The organism is Nocardioides aequoreus (assembly GCF_000720335.1).
Classification (GTDB): domain Bacteria; phylum Actinomycetota; class Actinomycetes; order Propionibacteriales; family Nocardioidaceae; genus Marmoricola; species Marmoricola aequoreus.
The window spans coordinates 259,070-279,030 of the sequence record NZ_JOJN01000007.1 but is presented as its reverse complement, the minus strand read 5'-3'; the positions used below and the strand labels follow the sequence as shown (position 1 = coordinate 279,030).

General features: G+C 73.6%; 16 protein-coding genes. 13 read left to right on the top strand and 3 right to left on the bottom strand.

Going from position 1 to position 19,961, the window contains the following annotated elements; translation table 11 throughout:
- Positions 1-2 precede the first annotated feature (2 nt).
- The 8 genes from malQ to IG63_RS0114530 all read left to right on the top strand — a co-directional run bounded on the left by malQ (position 3) and on the right by IG63_RS0114530 (position 10,239).
- Positions 3-1,427 carry a 4-alpha-glucanotransferase gene (gene malQ / locus IG63_RS0114565; RefSeq protein ID WP_030485086.1) on the top strand — a complete coding sequence of 475 codons (1,425 nt, stop codon included), beginning with the start codon at positions 3-5 and terminating at the stop codon, positions 1,425-1,427.
- 334 nt (positions 1,428-1,761) lie between these two features.
- On the top strand, positions 1,762-2,769 hold the full coding sequence (locus IG63_RS0114560; protein WP_084597185.1) for an ABC transporter ATP-binding protein: 1,008 nt from the start codon (positions 1,762-1,764) through the stop codon (positions 2,767-2,769).
- On the top strand, positions 2,766-3,593 hold the full coding sequence (locus tag IG63_RS0114555; RefSeq protein ID WP_051706875.1) for an ABC transporter permease: 828 nt from the start codon (positions 2,766-2,768) through the stop codon (positions 3,591-3,593). The genes IG63_RS0114560 and IG63_RS0114555 overlap by 4 nt, the downstream gene beginning before the upstream one ends.
- Before the next feature lie 81 nt (positions 3,594-3,674).
- A complete protein-coding gene (locus IG63_RS0114550; RefSeq protein WP_169741802.1) occupies positions 3,675-4,883 on the top strand; it encodes a sensor histidine kinase in 1,209 nt (402 codons plus the stop codon).
- Positions 4,880-5,515: a response regulator transcription factor gene (locus IG63_RS0114545; RefSeq protein ID WP_030485082.1), complete on the top strand. Its 636-nt coding sequence runs from the start codon at positions 4,880-4,882 to the stop codon at positions 5,513-5,515. Before IG63_RS0114550 ends, IG63_RS0114545 begins: the two co-directional genes overlap by 4 nt.
- A gap of 52 nt (positions 5,516-5,567) precedes the next feature.
- Positions 5,568-6,911, top strand: a complete 1,344-nt coding sequence (locus tag IG63_RS0114540) for a threonine/serine exporter family protein (protein WP_051706871.1) — start codon at positions 5,568-5,570, stop codon at positions 6,909-6,911.
- Between the two features lie 215 nt (positions 6,912-7,126).
- On the top strand, positions 7,127-9,007 hold the full coding sequence (locus tag IG63_RS0114535) for a glycosyltransferase family 2 protein (RefSeq protein WP_051706870.1): 1,881 nt from the start codon (positions 7,127-7,129) through the stop codon (positions 9,005-9,007).
- Entirely contained in the window at positions 9,004-10,239 is a 1,236-nt protein-coding gene (locus IG63_RS0114530; RefSeq protein WP_051706868.1) for an acyltransferase family protein, read from the top strand. Before IG63_RS0114535 ends, IG63_RS0114530 begins: the two co-directional genes overlap by 4 nt.
- Positions 10,240-10,249: 10 nt before the next feature.
- On the opposite strand, the gene IG63_RS21650 is transcribed toward IG63_RS0114530, so the two are convergent.
- Entirely contained in the window at positions 10,250-11,092 is an 843-nt protein-coding gene (locus IG63_RS21650) for a matrixin family metalloprotease (RefSeq protein WP_051706866.1), read from the bottom strand.
- Between the two features lie 73 nt (positions 11,093-11,165).
- Between IG63_RS21650 and pcrA the strand changes: the two genes are divergently transcribed.
- A complete protein-coding gene (gene pcrA / locus IG63_RS0114520) occupies positions 11,166-13,610 on the top strand; it encodes a DNA helicase PcrA (protein ID WP_051706865.1) in 2,445 nt (814 codons plus the stop codon).
- A gap of 525 nt (positions 13,611-14,135) precedes the next feature.
- Positions 14,136-15,080: a hypothetical protein gene (locus IG63_RS0114515; protein WP_030485076.1), complete on the top strand. Its 945-nt coding sequence runs from the start codon at positions 14,136-14,138 to the stop codon at positions 15,078-15,080.
- Positions 15,081-15,347: 267 nt separating this feature from the next.
- Here the strand turns inward: IG63_RS0114515 and IG63_RS21645 are convergent, their stop codons facing one another.
- Entirely contained in the window at positions 15,348-16,223 is an 876-nt protein-coding gene (locus IG63_RS21645; protein ID WP_051706863.1) for a M23 family metallopeptidase, read from the bottom strand.
- Positions 16,224-16,406: 183 nt separating this feature from the next.
- On the opposite strand from IG63_RS21645, the gene IG63_RS0114505 reads away from it, so the two are divergent.
- On the top strand, positions 16,407-16,811 hold the full coding sequence (locus IG63_RS0114505) for a cobalamin B12-binding domain-containing protein (RefSeq protein WP_030485074.1): 405 nt from the start codon (positions 16,407-16,409) through the stop codon (positions 16,809-16,811).
- Here the strand turns inward: IG63_RS0114505 and IG63_RS0114500 are convergent.
- Positions 16,759-17,694 carry an alpha/beta fold hydrolase gene (locus tag IG63_RS0114500; protein WP_051706862.1) on the bottom strand — a complete coding sequence of 312 codons (936 nt, stop codon included), beginning with the start codon at positions 17,692-17,694 and terminating at the stop codon, positions 16,759-16,761. The genes IG63_RS0114505 and IG63_RS0114500 overlap by 53 nt on opposite strands.
- A gap of 123 nt (positions 17,695-17,817) precedes the next feature.
- Between IG63_RS0114500 and sucC the strand changes: the two genes are divergently transcribed.
- On the top strand, positions 17,818-18,981 hold the full coding sequence (gene sucC, locus IG63_RS0114495; RefSeq protein WP_030485072.1) for an ADP-forming succinate--CoA ligase subunit beta: 1,164 nt from the start codon (positions 17,818-17,820) through the stop codon (positions 18,979-18,981).
- Positions 18,982-18,996: 15 nt separating this feature from the next.
- The gene (sucD, locus tag IG63_RS0114490; protein ID WP_030485071.1) at positions 18,997-19,881 is read left to right on the top strand and encodes a succinate--CoA ligase subunit alpha; all 885 of its coding nucleotides are present in this window, start codon (positions 18,997-18,999) and stop codon (positions 19,879-19,881) included.
- Positions 19,882-19,961 lie beyond the last annotated feature (80 nt).

Below are 19,961 nucleotides of genomic sequence, written 5' to 3'. Positions count from 1 at the left end.
CCATGCCTGACGCCCCCGCCCCGCTCGCCGTCCGTCGCGCGGGGGTGCTGCTGCACGTGACCTCGCTGCCCGGCGGCGACCTCGGCGACGACGCCTACGCCTTCGTCGACTTCCTGGCCGACGCCGGCTGCACCGTGTGGCAGGTGCTGCCGCTGGTGCCCGTGCACGAGGACGAGCGCTCGCCCTACAACGCGCTCTCGGCCATGGCGCTCGACCCCGGCCTGGTCGACCCTGGACGCCGCCGCGCCCACGGCCAGGAGCGGCTCGCCGACCTCGACCTCGACCAGCGCGTCCAGCACGACGCCTGGTGCGAGCGCCAGGCCCACTGGCTCGAGCCGTACGCCGAGTTCACCGTGCTGCGCGAGCAGCGGCCCGGCCGCACCTGGCTCGACTGGGAGCCGGGGCTGCGCGACCGCGACCCGGAGGCGGTGGCGCAGGCGCTGGCCGGCGCCGAGGACCGGCTCGCCGAGGTGCGCCTGGAGCAGTGGGTGCTCGACGAGCAGTGGCGCGCGCTGACGACGTACGCCGCCTCCCGCGGGGTGCTGCTCTTCGGCGACCTGCCCATCTTCGTCGCCCCCGACAGCGCCGACGTGTGGGCCGACCGGCGGGTCTTCCGGCTCGACGCCGAGGGACGCCCCACCACCGTCACGGGCGTGCCGCCCGACTACTTCGCGGCCGACGGACAGCGGTGGAACAACCCGCACTACGACTGGGACGCCATGGCGGCCGACGACTACGCCTGGTGGCGGGGTCGGATCGCCCGGCAGCGCGAGCTCTTCGACCTGGTGCGCATCGACCACTTCCGCGGCTTCGAGGCCGCCTGGCACGTGCCCGTCGACGCGCCGACCGCGCGCGACGGCCACTGGGTGCCGGGTCCCGGGCGCGCCGTGCTCGACGCACTCGTCGAGACCGCGGGGGAGGGCACGCTGGTCGCCGAGGACCTCGGCGTGATCACCGAGGAGGTCGACGCGCTGCGGCTGCAGGCCGGGCTGCCCGGCATGAAGGTGCTGCAGTTCGCCTTCGACGGCGACCCCCGCAACACCCACCTCCCGGAGAGCCACGGCGTCGAGAGCGTCGTCTACACCGGCACCCACGACAACGACACCACCCTCGGGTGGTGGGAGGCCGCCGACGACGACACCCGTCGCCGGGTGCGCGAGCGCGCCGGCGAGGGCGCGATGCCGTGGGCGCTGGTCGAGCTGGCGCTGGGCTCGACGGCGCGGCTGTGCGTCGTCCCCGCCCAGGACGTGCTCGGGCTCGGCGCCGCCGCGCGGATGAACACCCCCGGCCTGCGCGACGGCAACTGGGGCTGGCGCGCCCCGGCCGGGGCCTTCGACCCCGAGCTGGCGGCCCGGCTGCGCGCCGCCGTCGAGCGTGCCGAGCGGCTCGTCCCCGGTGAGCCGGACACCGCCGAGCACGGCTCGTAATTCGTCCTAGTCCACCTGCTCCCACTTCCGGCGATCGACCGCGGCGCCGCGCCCTGCCTTGCTGCAATGGACCTGTCGACGCGCGTCGACGGGGGGATCGTGGCGACGGCGGAGCCTGCGTCGTGGCCCGGGGGACGCGCGTCCGCTCCAGCAGGAGGCGGTGGTGGGGCCACGCTGCCGGCACAGCGCCCGGCGTCACCACCGTCTCCGTCTGGACCTCCGTCAGGACCTCCGTCTGGACCTGACACATGTCACGCCCCGACGGTGCCGGCCTCACGCCGACCCGTGACGGCGCGCACTACCCGGTCCGCTCCCGACGGGCCAGGCTGGACGCATGGAGCAGACGACTTCCGGGGCGCCCGACGCGACCGCCTCCCCGACCCTGACCAGCCCGCCTCCCCAGGGGCCCGCCGTCTCCGTGCGGGGCCTGCGCCGACGCTACGGCAGCGGCTCGACCGCCTTCGAGGCCGTCCGCGGCATCGACCTCGAGGTGGCGCGCGGCAGCATCCACGCGCTGCTCGGAGTCAACGGCGCGGGCAAGACCTCCACCCTGGAGGTGATCGAGGGCCTCGCCACGGCCACCGCCGGCGAGGTCCGCGTGCTGGGGCTCGACCCGGTGCGCCAGCGTCGTGAGGTACGCCGCCGCACCGGCGTCCTGCTGCAGCGCAGCGGCTTCGTGGGCGACCTGACCGTGCGGGAGACGCTGGAGATGTGGACCGCCACGGTCACCGACCCGCGGCCGGTCGACGAGCTGCTCGAGCTGCTCTCCCTGACCGCCAAGGCCGACACCAGGATGCGGGGGCTCTCCGGCGGCGAGCACCGCCGCGTCGACCTCGCCTGCTCCCTCTCGGGTCGTCCCGAGCTGGTGATGCTCGACGAGCCCACCACGGGTCTGGACCCCGAGAGCCGCCGCCAGGTGTGGCGGCTGGTGCGCGAGCTGCGGGAGCAGGGCGCGACCGTCCTGGTCACGACGCACTACCTCGACGAGGCCGAGTCGCTCGCCGACAAGGTGTCGATCATGCGGGCCGGCGAGATCGCGGTCGAGGGCACGGTCGCCGAGATCGTGGCGGCCGCGCCGTCGCAGATCTCCTTCCGCACACCGGCCGAGCAGCTCTCGCTGCCCACGGGCGAGGTCAGCACCGACGGCGAGCTGACCGTGCTGCGCGTCGACGACCTGCAGCCCGCGCTGACCGAGCTGCTGGTGACCGCGCGGCAGGGTGGCGTACGGCTGGACCGGCTCAGTGCCCGCACCGCGAGCCTGGAGTCGGTCTTCCTCGACCTGGCCGGCGACCATCACGAGAAGCCCGAGACCCACGACGAGCCGCAGGAGACCTCCCGATGAGCGTGACCACGACCACCACCTCCGCTGCACCGGCGCGCGACGGCTGGCGCACCTCGCTGCGCCGTACCGTCCTGCTGGGCCGGGTCAACTGGACCCTGATGGTGCGCAACCGCACCACCCTGCTCTACGCCTTCCTGATGCCCGCGCTGCCGCTGGTGCTCCTGGTCGTCGGCACACGCGGCGGGCAGAACGCCAACATCGACCCCAGCGCCGGGGCGATTGCCGCGGCGCTGCTCTTCGCGCTGGTCTTCCCCGGCTACTACAACCTGCTCTCGATGTTCGTCACCCGGCGCGACGAGCTGGTGCTCAAGCGGCTGCGCACCGGCGAGGTCCGCGACGGCGAGCTGATCACCTCGATGGCCCTCCCGGGTGCGGCGGTGACCCTCGTGGTCGCGGTCGCCTCGGTCGTGCTGGCCGCCGTGCTCGGACTGCCGATGCCGACCAACCCGCTGCTGCTCCTGCTCGCCGTGCTGCTGGCGATCGGCACCTTCGCGGCCTTCGCGATCTGGACCGCCAGCTGGACCCAGACGGCGGAGTCGGCGCAGCTGACCAGCGCGCCCGTGATCGCCCTGTCGACCGTCGGCTTCGTGGTGCCCCTGCTCCCGAGCGCCGCCCAGCCGTGGGTGGAGCTGACGCCCGGCGCCGCCGTCGAGCTGCTGCTGCGGATCAGCTGGTTCGGCCAGGAGCGCGCCGGGAGCGAGCCCGGCATGTCCTTCGTCGAGACCTGGGTCGAGGCGGCTCCGAGCCTCGGTGCGCTGGCCGTCTGGGCGCTGCTCGCCGTGGTGGTCGCCCGCCGCTCGCTGCGCTGGGAGCCCCGTGCCTGACCGCGTCACGGGGCCGGTCGACGGCTCGGGAGTCGCGCGCGGGAGCGACGCCGGGACGCAGGTGCTGGAAGGATGAGCGTCGTGAGCCGGTCCTCCGCCGTCGTCGACCGGTCCGCCCGAGAGGCCGGCACGCTGCTGCCGGGCCTCCCGGGGTGGACCGGTCGCTCCGACGTGGAGCGGGTCGAGCTCTACACCCGCGGCAGCCTCTACGTCGTCGCGTGGTTCCTGCTCGCGATGGCCGCGCTGTCGTCGGCGGCGCTGCTCCGCACCACGTCCGGCGTCGTCGGGGTGCTCGCCGCGGTGCTGCTGTGCGGCGTGCTCGTCACGGTCGTCGTCCGGGCCGCGACGCGCGGCCCGGAGCCGCCGGGCACGGGTCGGCTGCCGTGGTCGCTCCTTGGGTCGCTGGTGGCCGTGCACCTCGGCCTCGTCGCCTGGGCCACCTCGCTCGGGGCGCAGGCGGCCACCACCCTGGTCATGATCGGGGCGGGCAGCCTGGGCTGGGCCGCGGGCGCCGTCGACGACCGGCGGCTGCGCTGGGCGGCCGTCGTCCTCGGCGTCGCGGGCGCCTACGTGGCCACCGGGTCGGTCTTCCTGACCGCCTACGTCGGCGGCGTCGTCCTCTTCTTCGCCTTCACCGTCATGAGCTCGCTGTGGCTGCTGCGCGTGATCATCGAGCTCGACCGGGCCCGCGGCAGCCAGGCCGCCCTGGCCGTGGCCGAGGAGCGGCTGCGCTTCTCCCGCGACGTCCACGACGTCCTGGGCCGGCAGCTCTCGGTGATCGCGGTGCAGTCCGAGCTCGCCGCCACGCTGTCGCGCCGCGGTGACCCGCGCACCGCCGAGAAGATCCTCGAGGTGCGCGCCACCGCGCACGAGGCGCTGCGGGAGGCGCGCGAGCTGGCGCGCGGCTACCGACCGCTCGACCTCGAGCAGGAGCTGGAGGGCGCCGTGTCGCTGCTGCGCTCGGCGGGCATCGACGCCGACGCCGACCTGAGCGGGCTGCCCGACGCCTGGCACGAGCCGGCGGCCCGGGTGGTCCGCGAGGCGGTGACCAACGTGCTGCGCCACTCCGACGCCCGCCGGGTCCGGATCCGCTACGCCGAGCGCTCGGTCGTCGTCGTCGACGACGGCAGCGCCGGCAGCGTCGCCGCGGGCGACGGCAGCGGGCTGGCGACCCTGCGCGACGACCTGGCCCCGCTCGGCGCCCGGCTGCACTCCGGGCCGCGGGCCGACGGGGGCTTCGAGGTGCGGCTCGCCCTGGCGGGCACCGGCCCGGGGGAGGGGGACCGGTGAGCCCCGCCGGCCGGTCCGACGGCGGGCCGATCCGGGTGCTGCTCGCCGACGACGAGAACCTGATCCGCGGGGCGCTGGCCCAGATGCTCGACCTCGAGGACGACCTCGCGGTCGTGGCCGAGGCCGCGACCGGAGACCAGGCGGTCGCCGCGGCGCGGGTGCACCGGCCCGACGTGGCGGTGCTCGACCTGCAGATGCCGGGCCGCGACGGGCTCGAGGTGGCCGAGCTCCTGCACCGCGAGCTGCCCGGGTGCGCGGTCATGATCGTGACCAGCCACGGCCGGCCCGGCCACCTCAAGCGTGCCCTGGCGGTCGGGGTCCGCGGCTTCCTGCCCAAGACCACCTCGGCCCACACCCTGGCGTCGGTGGTGCGCACGGTGCACGCCGGCGGACGGCACGTCGACCCCGAGCTCGCCGCCGAGGCGATCGCCGCCGGCGACTCGCCGCTCACCCCGCGCGAGGCCGACGTGCTGGAGGCGGCGAGCGACGGCGCGCCCGTCGAGTCGGTCGCCTCACGGGTGCACCTCTCGCCCGGCACCGTGCGCAACTACCTCTCCAGCGCCGCCTCCAAGCTCGGTGCCGCCAACCGCCACGAGGCGGTCGCCACCGCCCGCCGGATGGGCTGGATCTGAGCCGGGCCACACCGGTTTGCGCCCGCCCTCGGGGCGGCTCCACCATGGCGGCGTGAGCGAGGTGCGCGAGGCCTACAAGGTCCTGGACCTGGCACTGCGAGTGGGTGAGATCCTGCTCTCGTCGGGCGCGGGCGCGGCCGACGTGACCGCCACCATGCTCGCCATCACCGAGCACGCCGGGCTGCGGCAGGCCGACGTCGACGTCACCTTCACCGCGCTGCGGATGGGCTACCAGATCGACCCGGACGAGCCGCCGCTGCTGCTCTCGCGCACGGTGCCGCAGCGCGACCTCGACTACGACGACCTGACGCGCGTGCAGGGGCTGGTCAACGACCTCCTGCGCGACCGCATCGACATCGCCGAGGCCCGCAGCCGGATCGCGTGGCTGAACTCCACCGGCCACTACCTGCCGGCCTGGGCGGCGGTGGTCGTCGCGGGCGTCGTGGGCGGGTCGGTCTCGGCGCTGCTCGACGGCGACCTGGTCGTGGTCGGCGCCGCGACGCTCGCGGGCATGGTCATCACGGTGCTGATGCGCTACCTCAACCGCGAGCGGTGGCCGATGTTCTACCAGCAGGCGGCGGGAGGCCTCGTCGCCACGGTGCTGGCGCTGCTGACCGACGCCGGGGGCGAGCGGCTCGGCATCGACGTGAGCACCTCACTGGTGATCACGGCCAACATCGTGATGCTGCTGGCCGGCATCGGCTTCCTCGGGGCGGTGCAGGACGCGCTCACGGGCTTCTACCTCACCTCCGCCGCCCGCATCATCGAGGCGCTGCTCTCCACGGCCGGGCTGATCGCCGGGGTCTCGGCCGGGCTCGCGCTCGCGCCGCCGCTGGGGGTGAGCCTGCTCGGCGTGCGACCCGGACGCATCGAGCTCGCGGCCCCGCCCGTGGTGCTGCTGGCCGGCATCGTCGCCGCCTGCGCCTTCGCGATCACCTGCTACGCACCGCTCCGCGCGCTCCCCGCCGTCGCGGCGAGCACGACCGGCGGACTGCTGGCCTACCTCGCCGTCTACCAGCCCAGCGACACCCAGCCGTGGGCCGCCGGTGCGGCGGCGGTCGTCATCGGCGTGGTCAGCTACGGCGTCGCGGGTCGGGTGCGGGTGCCGCCGCTGGTGGTGCTGGTGCCGGCCCTGGTGCCGCTGCTCCCGGGCCTGACGCTCTTCCGCGGGCTGTCCTACATGGCCGACGGCGACACCATGGGCATCCTGCAGCTCTCCGCCGCCGCGGCCACCACCATCGCGCTGTCGGCCGGCGTGATCCTGGGGGAGTACGTCGCCCAGCCGCTCAAGCGCAACGCCCGCCGCATCGAGAGCAGGCTCGAGCACCGGCTCGCCGGCCCCCGCCTGATCGGCGTCACCCACGGGCAGCAGCGGCGGGTCCGCGAGCGCTCCTGACCCTCCCGCGGGTGCCTCCCGCCCGGTGACGGCGACCACGTGACGACCGTCTCGTGAGGCAGAACACCCCCATCAGAGTTGAGGATCCGGCCCGATCTCGGCACGGTTGTGCCTTCAAGCAAACAGCCCGGTCCGGGCTGTCAGGTCGTCACCGACCCCGCGCCTCACGCAGTGCGCCCACTTCGCTCGTCGTACACCCGACCAGAGGATCTGACGTGTCACTGTCCCTTGTCCGACCCACCACGCCACGCATCGGCCGCGTCGGCACCGTCGAGGACGTCCTCGCGGCCGCGCCCCGGATGTCGCTGCGCCGCGAGATCGTCGCGGTGATCGTCCCCGCCTGGGCCGAGCCCGGGCACGACATGACGGCCTACGCCCGCGCGCCGCGCGACGTCGCCGCCGAGGCCGCCGAGGCGCTCACCCGCCACCTCGGCCCCGACGAGGTCGTCGCCGTCACCGACGACGGCCGGCTGCTGCTGCGGCTGCAGCACGAGGACCGCGGCGCGCGGCCGATGCGGCTGCAGCAGGTGGCCTACCACACCGTCGAGGCCTTCGACCGGCTCGGCTTCCACGCCGGCGTGCTCGACCTCGGCGTCGGCTGGGCCACGCTGAAGCGCAAGCGCGACCCCGAGACCGCCCTGGAGCACGCCGACGGCGCCGCGCGCGAGTCCGTGCGCCAGCGCGACCTGCAGCCGCTGGGCTTCGACGGCGAGTCCTCGAGCCGCCGCATCACCCGCTGGTCCTTCTCGCGCCAGGTGGTCTGGGCCACCCTGGGCAGCCTGCTGCTGCCCTTCGTCGCCCTCGTGCTGCTGCACCAGGTCGGCCTCGACGTGTCGTCGTGGCTCTACTGGGGGCTGGTCGCGGCCTTCGGCACCACCGCGGCGCTCATCTGGGCCGAGGGCTTCCGCGCGCTGGAGCCGCCGGCCCTGCCCGCGCCGCCCACCCGCCCGGCACCCCGCGCCTCCGCCGTGATCGCGGCGTACCTGCCCAACGAGTGCGACACCATCGAGGAGACGCTGCAGGTCTTCCTCGACCAGGAGTACTCCGGCGGGCTGCAGGTCGTGCTGGCCTACAACACCCCGACGCCGCTGGCGGTCGAGGAGCGGCTGCGCCTGCTGGCGCAGCGGCACGACGACCTCGTGGTGATCAACGTCGAGGACTCCACCTCCAAGGCGCAGAACGTCAACGCCGCGCTGCGCGTCGCCGAGGGCGAGATCATCGGCATCTTCGACGCCGACCACCACCCGATGCCGGGGGCCTTCGAGCGCGCCTGGCGCTGGCTGGCGGACGACGCCGACGTGGTCCAGGGCCACTGCGTGGTGCGCAACGGCGCGCAGAACTGGCTGACGCGCCTCGTGGCGGTCGAGTTCGAGCAGATCTACGCCGTGTGCCACCCCGGTCGCGCCGCGCTGCACGGCTTCGGCGTCTTCGGCGGATCCAACGGCTACTGGCGCGCTGAGGCGCTCGCCCAGGTCCGGCTGCGCGGCTCCTTCCTCACCGAGGACATCGAGGCCTCGATGCGGGTGCTGCAGGCCGGCGGCACGATCGTCAACGACCCCGGGCTGCTCAGCCGCGAGCTCGCGCCCGACAACCTGCGCTCCCTGTGGAGCCAGCGGATGCGCTGGTCGCAGGGCTGGTTCCAGGTCTCGCTGCGGCACCTGCTGCCGGCGCTGCGCTCCCCGCAGGTCTCGCTGCGGCAGAAGCTCGGCGCGTCGTACCTGCTGGGCTTCCGCGAGCTCTACGCCTGGCTGGCCGTGCTGGCTTGGCCGCTGCTCGGCTTCCTGGTCTGGCGCGACGGCGGCCTCGACATGAGCTCGCCGGTCTTCGCCCTGGCCACCCTCTTCATCCTGGCCTCGGGTCCGCTCCAGACCGCCCTGGCCTACCGCCTCGCGGTGCCGGAGGTACGCCGCCACCGGCGCTGGTTCGTCCAGGCCGCGGTGCTCAACCTCTTCTTCTACACCGAGTGGAAGAACCTCATCGTCCGGATGGCGCACCTCAAGCAGCTGCGCGGCGAGCACCAGTGGGTGGTCACGCCCCGCAACGCCGGCGCCAGCTCCAGCCCCGACCGCACCCCCGACGCCGAGGAGGTCGCATGACGACCGCACCCGTCACCCCGACCCCGTCAGCCTCGACCGCGGGTCGCACCGTCTACCCGCTCGCCTGGCTGCGCGGCCTCGCCGCGCTCGCCGTGGTGACCTTCCACGCCTACCAGCACCAGCGCACCGAGCCCACCTGGGAGTGGCCCTGGTCCGGCGTCGCGCACCAGGCGATGCTCGGCACCGCGCTCTTCGTCGAGATGTTCTTCGTGCTGTCCGGCTTCGTGCTGTGGCTGCCCGTCGCGAAGGCGGCGCTCCGCGGCGACACCGAGCGCCCCGGGTGGGTGCTGCTCTTCCGCCGGGTGGCGCGGCTGCTGCCGCTCTACCTGACGGTGGTGCTGGTGGTCTGGGCCTTCACCAACCCCTCGCTGCCGGGTCACTGGCAGGACCTGGTGATGCACCTGACCTTCACCCACGTCTACAGCGACGACTACATCTTCTGGACGGCCGGGCCGGCCTGGTCGCTCGCCGTGGAGTTCCACTTCTACGCGCTGATGGCGCTCACGGTGCCGCTGGTGCAGCGCGCCGTACGCCGCTGGGAGGGCGACCGCGCCCGGCTCGCCGCGGTGCTCTCGCTGCCCGTGGCGCTGACCGTCGGGGGCCTGGCCTACCTGGTCTGGATGACGACCAGCGGCGTGGCCACCGACAACTGGTCGGTGCTCTTCTCCCCGATGTCGCGCGCCGCGTGCTTCGGGGTGGGCACCGGGCTGGCCGTGCTGGTCGCGACCGGCGTCCGGCTCGGCAGCCGCGCTCGCGGCGCGCTGGCGGTCGCCGGCGTGCTCGCCCTGGTGGTCCTGGTGCTCACCCGCCCGCACGGCACCGTGATGACCGAGTGGTGGAACCCGCTGTACGCGCTGGCCGTCGCGGTCGCGCTGGCCTCGATCGTGCTGCACGACGGCCCGTGGCCGCGGTCGCTCGACCTGCCGCGGCTCACCTGGGTCGGCACCTTCGGCTACGGCGTCTACCTGATCCACGAGCCGGTGATGCGGCTGCTGGGCCACTGGGGGCTGCTTCCCGAGCCGCGCCTGGGTCTGTGGTTCGTGGTCACGGCCGTGCTCGTGGCGGTCCCGACCGTGGCGCTCGCGTGGCTCTCGTCGCGCACCGTCGAGCAGGCCGGTGTCCGGCTGATGGGGACGCTGCGGCGCGACGGCTCGCCGCGCGACTACTACGCGCACCTCGACGAGGTCGAGACCGATCGGGAGCGCGCCCCGCAGCCCGCGGCGGTGCGCTGAGACCGACCGCTCAGCAGGGGCCTCCGCCGAGCCGGCGGAGGCCCTCGCGGTCACCGGGGCCGAAGTCGCGCTGGTCGGTCGTGACGGCGTGCATCAGCTCGTCGCTGTCGTCGACGTGGTCGAGGCCGACGAGGTGCCCCAGCTCGTGCAGCGTGATCGCGGCCGCCACCTCGTCGCCGTCGCGGCGCGCGGCGAGGTCGCCGAAGCTCTCGGTGTCGAGCGTGACCTGCCCGGTCAGGTAGCGCCGTACGCCGCCCTGCGCGACCACGACGCTGCCGGCGATGCCGGCCACCTGCCCCTGGAGCTGCGGCACCTCGGCTGCGTCGGCGAAGGAGACCAGCACCGGCGGCGGGTCGTCGAGCTCGTCCTGGGGCACGGTGAACTCGCCGCGCTCCCACTCCGGCCGCCGGTCGGAGGGGCCGGCGTACTCCAGCACCAGGCCGGTGGCCTCGCTGATCCGGTCCATGCCGTCGAGCACCATGCGCAGCGCCGACTCCGGCTCCGGGGCGCCCTGCACGTTGACCTCGACCGCGATCGGCTCGCAGCTGCTGTAGGTGACCGGCTCCTCGGAGCCGCGCTGCACGGCGGCGAAGCGGTAGGTGCCGCCGTCGTCGGTGCGCACCACCGGGGTGTCGGGGGCGCCGCCCGCGTCGGCAGGGGGCGGCTGGCCCACCGGCTCGCTCAGCGGGGTGCGCAGCACCGGTGGCAGCAGGCCGGGGACGAAGAGCGCGAGCCCGGCGACCACGCCGACGGTGAGCAGCGTGACCAGCACGTTGCGCAGGCCCCCGGCGCCGCGCTCGTCGCGGGCACGGCGGGTGCGGTCGCGCCCGCCCGAGGGCCCCGTCGAGGTCACCCCCGCATCGTCCCACCCGGCCGAAGAGCCCGCCGCGGGATTGACGGAGCCCGCGACTACGGTGGGCGGTGACATGACTGCGCAGTTCCCCCTCCCCGGACTCCCGACCGACCAGCCGGAGTCCCCGTCCTCCTCGGGCGACGGGAGCGGGTCGGCGCGCCGCGGCCGTCCGAGCCGCGAGCAGCTGCTCGAGGGCCTCAACGAGCCGCAGCGCGAGGCGGTCGTGCACGAGGGTCCGCCACTGCTCGTCGTGGCCGGCGCGGGCTCGGGCAAGACCCGCGTGCTGACGCGCCGCATCGCCTGGCTGGTCTCCGAGCGCGGCGCGCACCCGGGGTCGATCCTCGCCATCACCTTCACCAACAAGGCGGCGGCCGAGATGCGCGAGCGCGTCGAGGAGCTGGTCGGGGCTCGCGCCCGGATCATGTGGGTGAGCACCTTCCACTCCGCGTGCGTGCGCATCCTGCGCAAGGAGATCGACAAGCTCGGCTTCAAGTCGACCTTCACGATCTACGACGCCGCCGACTCCAAGCGGCTGATGACCCTGGTCTGCCGCGACCTCGAGCTCGACCAGAAGCGCTTCCCGCCGCGCGCGGTCCTCAACTGGGTCAGCACGCAGAAGAACGAGCTGGTCGACCCCGACGACGCCAAGGCCGCGGCGGAGAACCACCAGGAGGAGACCTTCGCGGCGGCGTACGCCGAGTACCAGCGGCGGCTGCGCCAGGCCAACGCGCTCGACTTCGACGACCTGCTCACCACTACCGTCTTCCTCTTCCGGGCCTTCCCGGCGGTGCGCGAGACCTGGCGGCGCCGCTTCCGCCACGTCCTGGTCGACGAGTACCAGGACACCAACCACGCGCAGTACGCCCTGGTCTACGAGCTGTGCGGGCAGGCCATGGAGGAGGGCGACGACGGGTCGACCGAGGCGGTGCCGCCCGCCGAGCTGATGGTCGTGGGCGACGCCGACCAGTCGATCTACGCCTTCCGCGGCGCCAACATCCGCAACATCAACGACTTCGAGGCCGACTTCCCCGACGCCCGCACCGTGCTGCTGGAGCAGAACTACCGCTCCACGCAGACCATCCTCACCGCGGCCAACACCGTGATCGGTCGCAACGAGGGACGCAAGCCCAAGAACCTGTGGACCGACTCCGGCCAGGGCGCCCAGATCGTCGGCTACGTCGCCGACGACGAGCACGACGAGGCGCGCTTCGTCGCCGAGGAGGTCGACAAGCTCACCGACGAGCACGGCGTCCGCGCCGGCGACGTCGCGGTCTTCTACCGCACCAACGCGCAGTCGCGCGTCTTCGAGGAGGTCTTCATCCGGGTCGGGCTGCCCTACCGCGTGGTGGGCGGCGTCCGCTTCTACGAGCGGCGCGAGGTGCGCGACGCCGTCGCCTACCTGCGGACGCTGGCCAACCCCGCCGACTCGGTGTCGCTGCGACGGATCCTCAACACGCCCAAGCGCGGCATCGGCGAGCGCGCCGAGGCGTGCATCGAGGCGCTCGCCTCGCGCGACCGGATCACCTTCTGGGAGGCGCTGCAGCGGGCCGAGGACGCCCCCGGGCTCGCCAGCCGGTCGCTCAACGCGATCCGCGGCTTCGTCCGGGTCATCGAGGAGCTGCAGCAGATGGTCGAGGCGGGGGAGCGGGTCGACGTCGTGCTCGAGCAGGCGCTGACCCGCAGCGGCTACCTGGCCGAGCTCGAGGCCTCCGAGGACCCGCAGGACGAGACCCGCGTCGACAACCTCGCCGAGCTCGTCGCTGTCGCCCGCGAGTTCGCCGACGACCCCGTCGTCGGGCCCTCCGCCGACCCGGCCGACCCGGACCTCGGGCCCCCGGGACTCTCCGACTTCCTGGAGCGGGTCGCCCTGGTCGCCGACGCCGACCAGATCCCCGACGCGCCCACCGACGACGAGGCCGGCGAGGCCCTGCCCGACCCCGGCATGGTCACGCTGATGACGCTGCACACCGCCAAGGGGCTGGAGTTCCCCGTCGTCTTCCTCACCGGCCTCGAGGACGGCGTCTTCCCCCACTCCCGCTCGCTCGGCGACAAGCCCGAGCTGGAGGAGGAGCGCCGTCTGGCCTACGTCGGCCTCACCCGCGCCCGCGAGCGGCTCTACCTCTCGCGCGCCGTCGTCCGCTCGGCCTGGGGCGCCCCCTCGCACAACCCCGCCTCCCGCTTCCTCGACGAGGTGCCCGCCGACCTGGTCGACTGGCGGCGTACCGCGGAGGAGATGACCTCGTGGAGCCGGCCGCAGCTCGGCTACTCGCGGCAGGGCTCCCCGACGCAGCGCTTCGGCACCGCCACCGCCCGCCGCGACGCCGCCAGCAAGTCCAAGGCCAGCCGCCCCATCCCCGCCCTCGAGCCCGGCGACCGCGTCCAGCACGACTCCTTCGGCCTCGGCACGGTCGTCGCCGTCGAGGGCCCCGGCACCGACAACGCCGTCGCCTCCATCGACTTCGGCACCGACGGCGTCAAGCGCCTCCTGCTCCGCTACGCCCCCGTCGAGAAGCTCTAGCCCTCCCACCCGAGACGACTCCCCTGGGGGAGGGGTCTCGACAGGCTCGACCGACAGGGCCCGGGTGGTCGAGGAAGGCGCGCAGGTCGGCGCCGGGTGGTCGAGGAAGGCGCGCAGCGCCTGTCTCGAGACCCGGTGAGGTGCGCTGGGTGCGGGGTCTCGAGACGGTTGCTGCGCAACCTCCTCGACCACCCGAGACGACGTGCCTGGGCGTAGGGGTCTCGACAGGCTCGACCGACATGGCCGTGGCCCCGGGTGGTCGAGGAAGGCGCGCAGCGCCTGTCTCGAGACCCGGTGAGGTGCGCTGGGTGCGGGGGTCTCGAGACGTGGTGCCGGGACGTAGGGGTCTCGACAGGCTCGACCGACAGGGCCCGGGTGGTCGAGGAAGGCGCTCAGCGCCTGTCTCGAGACCCGGTGAGGTGCGCTGGGTGCGGGGGTCTCGAGACGGTTGCTGCGCAACCTCCTCGACCGCCCGAGACGACGTGCCTGGGCGTAGGGGTCTCGACAGGCTCGACCGACAGGGCAGTGCGCCGGGTGGTCGAGGAAGGCGCGCAGGCCGACCCCGGGTGGTCGAGGAAGGCGCGCAGCGCCTGTCTCGAGACCCAGTTGGATGCGCAGGTGCGCGGGGTCTCGACAGGCTCGACCGACGGGGCCGCAGGTCGCGTCTCGCAGGACAACTTGCTCCCGCATCGCGGGTGGTGGGTCGTGGCGGTCGACCGAGGCGTCCGCGGCGAGGTCGATGACGGGTCGGACCCTCACGATGGCGCCCTCGAGGCCGCAGCGGCTGAGCCAGCCGGAGAAGAGGTTGGTCGACAGCGCGCCGAGCCGCTCGACGACCGCCACGCCGTCTCCCTCGAGGTCCGACGGCGTGAGGTGGACGTTCAGGTCGACGATGCCGGCAGTACGGGGCTGGGCATCGCTCGTTGCTCCGGTCATCAGGTCCAACGCGTGCTGCGGGTCCGCGAGGACGCCGACGGCCTTGGCGCGGCGGACGTCGAGGGCGTCGGTGTCACCCAGCTCCTTGAGCTCGCCGGCCAGTCGTCCGACGGTGTGGTCGAAGGCGATCGCGTCGGGGGTGTCGAGCGTCAGGTGAACGTCCGTGACCCCGGGTGCGCGGCCGTCGCGCTGCAGCCACACCCCACGACGCGCGGCCGCGGCTTCTTCGTCGGCGTGGGCGCGGTCGGGGTCGGCGTGGAGCCGGGCCTCGTGCACCAGCCGCGCGGCGCCCACGGCACTGAGCTGGTCGAGACGGTCCGGGACGGCGCAGAGCAGCCGGTCGGCGTGCAGCGCGGCGTCCAGGGACAGGTCGCGGGTCTCCCGCGAGATCGCCCGGGCGCGCCACACCGCGATCCGGCCGGCGCACATCAGCTCCCACAGCCGCGGCAGCCGGCGCGACGAGCACGTCGAGGACCTGGCGCTCGGGGAGGTAGGGGCTGGGCTCCATGGACTGATTCTATGCCGTGCCACTGACAATCGAACGCGTGTTCTACGGTCTGTGGAGAACTTCTCTGCTCGGGCGGCGGGGGTCTCGAGACGGTCGCTGCGCGACCTCCTCGACCACCCGGAGAACGCGGGTGGGTGAGCGGCGTACGGGGTCTCGACGGGCTCGACCGACGGAGCGGTGACCCGGGTGGTCGAGGAAGGCGCGCAGCGCCTGTCTCGAGACCTGGTGAGCCGGCGGCGTACGGGGCCTCGACAGGCTCGACCGTCAGCTCATCGCTGCGGGGGCGGGAGGGGCTACGGGGTGAGGCCGTTGACGACGAGGGCCTGGTAGGGGTCGACGGGGTCGCCGCCGCCGGGGCGGACCTCGAGGTGGAGGTGCGGGCCGGTGGAGTTGCCGGTGGAGCCGACGGTGCCGATCTGCTGGCCCGAGCCGACCTGCTGGCCGACCTGCACGTCGACGGTGGTCTGGTGGCAGTACCAGATCTCGGTGCCGTCGGTGAGCGTCACGACGGTCTTGTTGCCGTAGGAGCCGTCGTAGCCGGTCTCGGTCACCTGGCCCGCGGCCACGGAGACGATCGGGGTGCCGGAGGGGGCGGCGAAGTCGAGGCCGGTGTGGTTGCTCGACCAGTAGCCGCCGGACTGGCCGAAGCGGGCGGTCAGCCGGTAGTTGGAGGTCGGGATCGTCCACTGGTCGGCGCGGAGCTGGCTGGCGCGCTGCTCGGTGGCCTTGGCCAGCGACTTCAGCGTCGCGTTGCGCTCGACCGCCTGCTCCTCGGCCGCCTCGACCAGCTCGGCGTCGGCGGCGTCCTGCAGCGCCTGGCGCTGGGAGTCGCGGCTGATCGCGGCCTCGCGCTCCTCGAGGTCGATCACGATCTCCTGGCCCTCGACGGCCTGGCTCTCGGACGACGAGGCGGCGGGGGCGGAGGCGACGGTCGCGGAGACGCCGCGGGGGAGGTCGCTGCCCGGAGAGGTGCCGACGGCGCCGGTGCCGGCGACCGCCAGGACGGCGACCCCGAAAAGTGTGGGTACGGCGCCGAGGATCCGGGTACGGGCCCGCTGCGGGCGTACGACGGCGCTCTGGACGGCGGCGTGGCGACCGGGCTGCGCGGGTGCGCGGGTCGCCGACGGGAGGCCGCGCACGGCGCGGTGGTCTGCCCGGTGATGGCCCATGGAGAAGTCGTCCTCGAAGGTGTCAGGGGATGGTCAGGTCGTGCACATGTGCGCCCCCCGACCGACGAGCCACCATAACCAGGCAGCGTCGTGACGCAAATCGAGCCCGAGCTCCGCTGTGGACGCAGCGCAGCCTGCCCGGCGTCGGTGTGACGCAAACCTCACCCGGGATAGGGTCGGCGCATGCTGCGCATCGTGGTGGCCAAGCCGGGGCTCGACGGGCACGACCGCGGCGCCAAGGTGGTCGCCCGGGCGCTGCGCGACGCGGGCCACGAGGTCGTCTACACCGGTCTGCACCAGACGCCCGAGCAGATCGTGGAGACCGCGCTGCAGGAGGACGCCGACATGATCGGCCTCTCGGTCCTCTCGGGCGCGCACATGACGCTCTTCCGCCGCCTGACCGAGCTGCTGGCGGAGCGCGAGGCCGGCGACATCGTGGTCTTCGGTGGCGGCATCGTGCCCGAGGAGGACCTCGCGCCCCTCGCCGAGCTCGGCGTCGCCCGGATCTTCACCCCCGGCGCCACCACCGGCGAGATCACCTCCTGGGTGCGCGAGCAGGAGCAGGCGCTGGAGACGCAGCAGCAGTAGGCGCAGCAGCAGCGCCCACGTGGTCCTGCACCAGCCGGGCCAGGACGTCGGGCTCGCTGCGCGGCACCCAGTGGCCGGTGTCGAGAGCGACGCGGACCAGCCGACGGCAGCGCGCCTCGAGGCCCTCCTGCGCGCGCAGCGTCAGGAAGCCGTCGTGGCGGCCGTGCACGACGAGCACCGGCAGCGAGGTGCGCCAGTACGCCGCCGCGCGCGGCGAGCGCGCCAGCGCCCGGTAGAGCGCGAGTCCCGCGACGGCGTCGCTCGTGAGCCCGCGGCCCCAGGGGAGCAGGCCGCTGGTCGGGTCGAGGCGGCGCGCGAGGCGGCGCAGCAGCCACTGGCCCCGGCGCCACAGCAGCTCGGGCAGGCGCGGCAGGCAGAAGAGCGCGACGTACCAGGAGTGCAGCGCCTGGGGGAGCAGCTGGCGCCGCCCGCGCCAGGTCGCCGCCCGCGTGCGCACGTGGTCGAGGCAGATGCCGCTGACCGCGGTGTACGACGCCAGCTGGTCGAAGCGCGGGTCCCAGGTGGCCGCCGCGACGACCTCCCAGCCGGTCACGGCGCCCCAGTCGTGCCCGACCAGGTGCACGGGCTCGCCCGCGGGCACCGTGGCGGCGACGACCGCGGCGACGTCCTCCACCAGCTCGCCCACGGCGTACGCCGCCGTGCCCGGCGGCCGCGTCGAGCCACCCGCGCCGCGGTTGTCGACGGTGACCACGTGCCAGTCGCGGGGGAGCGCCGCGACCACGTCGTCCCACAGCGTCTGGTCGTCGGGGTAGCCGTGCAGGAGCAGCACGTGCGGGGCTCCGGTGCGGGGGCCGTGCTCGCGCACCCGGAGCGTGACCGGCGGTGTGCCCGAGCCTGTGACGTGCGTCTCGGTCGCGATCATGGCGGCACCCTACGTCGCGGTAACCTCGCGAACCCGTCTATGGTCAGCCGAGGCCGCCGGGGCGGCACCGATCCGGGTCCCGCGGCACACAGCTCAGTCGAGACCTTCAAGGAGCGGTCGTCCGTGGACCTGATGGAGTACCAGGCGAAGGAGCTCTTCGCCAAGCATGGTGTGGCGACGACGCTCGGCGTCGTCGTCGAGACCGCCGAGGAGGCGCGCGCCGCTGCCGAGCAGATCGGTGGCGTCACCGTCGTGAAGGCACAGGTGAAGGCCGGTGGCCGGGGCAAGGCGGGTGGCGTCAAGCTCGCCAAGACGCCTGACGAGGCCTTCCAGCACGCCACCGACATCCTCGCGCTGACGATCAAGGACCTGCCGGTCAACCGCGTGCTGGTGACCCCGGCGACGCCGCCGGTGGAGGAGTACTACTTCTCCTTCCTGCTCGACCGGTCCAACCGGTCCTACCTGTGCATCGCCTCGGTCGAGGGCGGCGTGGAGATCGAGGAGGTCGCCAAGACCAACCCCGACGCCGTCAAGCAGATCCCGGTCTCGCCCGCCACCGGCGTCGACGTCGCCAAGGCCGAGGCCATCGTCGACGAGGCCGGCTTCCCCGCCGAGCTGCGCGACCAGGCGATCGAGATGGTGCAGCGGCTCTGGGCCGTCTTCGTGGAGGAGGACGCCACGCTGGTCGAGGTCAACCCGCTCGCGCGGCTCGAGGGCGACAAGCTCGAGGCGCTCGACGGCAAGGTCTCGCTCGACGAGAACGCCGAGTTCCGCCACGAGGACCACGCGGCCTTCGAGATCCGCGAGGAGGCCGACCCGCTGGAGTCGAAGGCCAAGGACAAGGGCCTCAACTACGTCAAGCTCGACGGCCAGGTCGGGATCATCGGCAACGGCGCGGGCCTGGTCATGTCGACCCTCGACGTCGTCGCGTACGCCGGTGAGCGTCACGGCGGCGTCACGCCCGCCAACTTCCTCGACATCGGCGGCGGCGCCAACGCCCAGGTGATGGCCGACGGGCTCGACGTCATCCTCGGCGACGAGCAGGTCAAGAGCGTCTTCGTCAACGTCTTCGGAGGCATCACCTCCTGCGACGAGGTCGCCAGCGGCATCAAGGGCGCGCTGGAGATCCTCGGCGACGCCGCCACCAAGCCCCTGGTCGTGCGCCTCGACGGCAACAACGTCGACCGGGGCCGGGCCATCCTCGACGAGCTCGACCACCCGCTGGTCACGCAGGTCGACACGATGGACGGCGCGGCCGACAAGGCCGCCGAGCTGGCGAACGGCTGAGGGCGGAGAGAGACAATGAGCATCTACCTCGACAAGAACTCCAAGATCATCGTCCAGGGCATGACCGGTGGCATGGGCTCGAAGCACACCACCCTCATGGTCGAGGCCGGCAGCGACATCGTGGGCGGCGTCAACGCCCGCAAGGCCGGCACCGAGGTCGAGCTGGGCGGCAAGACGCTGCCCGTCTTCGGCAGCGTCAAGGAGGCGATGGCCGAGACCGGCGCCAACGTGTCGGTCGTCTTCGTGCCGCCCGCCTTCACCAAGGACGCCTGCGTGGAGGCGATCGACGCGGGCATCGACCTGCTCGTCGTCATCACCGAGGGCGTGCCGGTGCAGGACTCCGCTGAGGTGTGGGCCTACCTCGAGGGCAAGAGCACCCGGATGATCGGGCCCAACTGCCCGGGCATCATCACCCCCGGGGAGTCGCTGGCGGGCATCACGCCCCACACCATCGCCGGCACGGGTCCCATCGGCCTGGTCTCCAAGTCGGGCACGCTGACCTACCAGATGATGTACGAGCTCAAGGACTTCGGCTTCTCGACCGCCATCGGCATCGGCGGCGACCCGATCGTCGGCACCTCGCACATCGACGCGCTCGAGGCCTTCGAGAACGACCCGGAGACCGAGGCCATCGTGATGATCGGCGAGATCGGCGGCGACGCCGAGGAGCGCGCCGCGGCGTACATCAAGGACCACGTGACCAAGCCGGTCGTCGGCTACGTCGCCGGGTTCACCGCCCCGGAGGGCAAGACCATGGGCCACGCCGGCGCCATCGTCTCCGGCTCCTCGGGCACCGCGCAGGCCAAGAAGGAGGCCCTCGAGGCCGTGGGCGTCAAGGTCGGCAAGACGCCGTCGGAGACCGCCCAGCTGATGCGGGAGATCTTGAGCGCCAGAGGCTGAGCCTGCGTCGCGTCCGGTGTCGGTTTCCCAGGTTCACCTGGGAAACCGGCACCTCACACACGTTGCAACGCGTGTGGAGA

What these genes read in the sequence shown, in the direction of transcription:
- pcrA (WP_051706865.1), top strand. Translation starts at nt 11,166, where the DNA reads ATGACTGCGCAGTTCCCCCTCCCCGGACTCCCGACCGACCAGCCGGAG.
- IG63_RS0114500 (WP_051706862.1), bottom strand. Translation starts at nt 17,694, where the DNA reads ATGATCGCGACCGAGACGCACGTCACAGGCTCGGGCACACCGCCGGTC.
- IG63_RS0114560 (WP_084597185.1), top strand. Translation starts at nt 1,762, where the DNA reads ATGGAGCAGACGACTTCCGGGGCGCCCGACGCGACCGCCTCCCCGACC.
- IG63_RS21645 (WP_051706863.1), bottom strand. Translation starts at nt 16,223, where the DNA reads ATGGGCCATCACCGGGCAGACCACCGCGCCGTGCGCGGCCTCCCGTCG.
- IG63_RS0114505 (WP_030485074.1), top strand. Translation starts at nt 16,407, where the DNA reads ATGCTGCGCATCGTGGTGGCCAAGCCGGGGCTCGACGGGCACGACCGC.
- IG63_RS0114555 (WP_051706875.1), top strand. Translation starts at nt 2,766, where the DNA reads ATGAGCGTGACCACGACCACCACCTCCGCTGCACCGGCGCGCGACGGC.
- malQ (WP_030485086.1), top strand. Translation starts at nt 3, where the DNA reads ATGCCTGACGCCCCCGCCCCGCTCGCCGTCCGTCGCGCGGGGGTGCTG.
- sucD (WP_030485071.1), top strand. Translation starts at nt 18,997, where the DNA reads ATGAGCATCTACCTCGACAAGAACTCCAAGATCATCGTCCAGGGCATG.
- IG63_RS0114530 (WP_051706868.1), top strand. Translation starts at nt 9,004, where the DNA reads ATGACGACCGCACCCGTCACCCCGACCCCGTCAGCCTCGACCGCGGGT.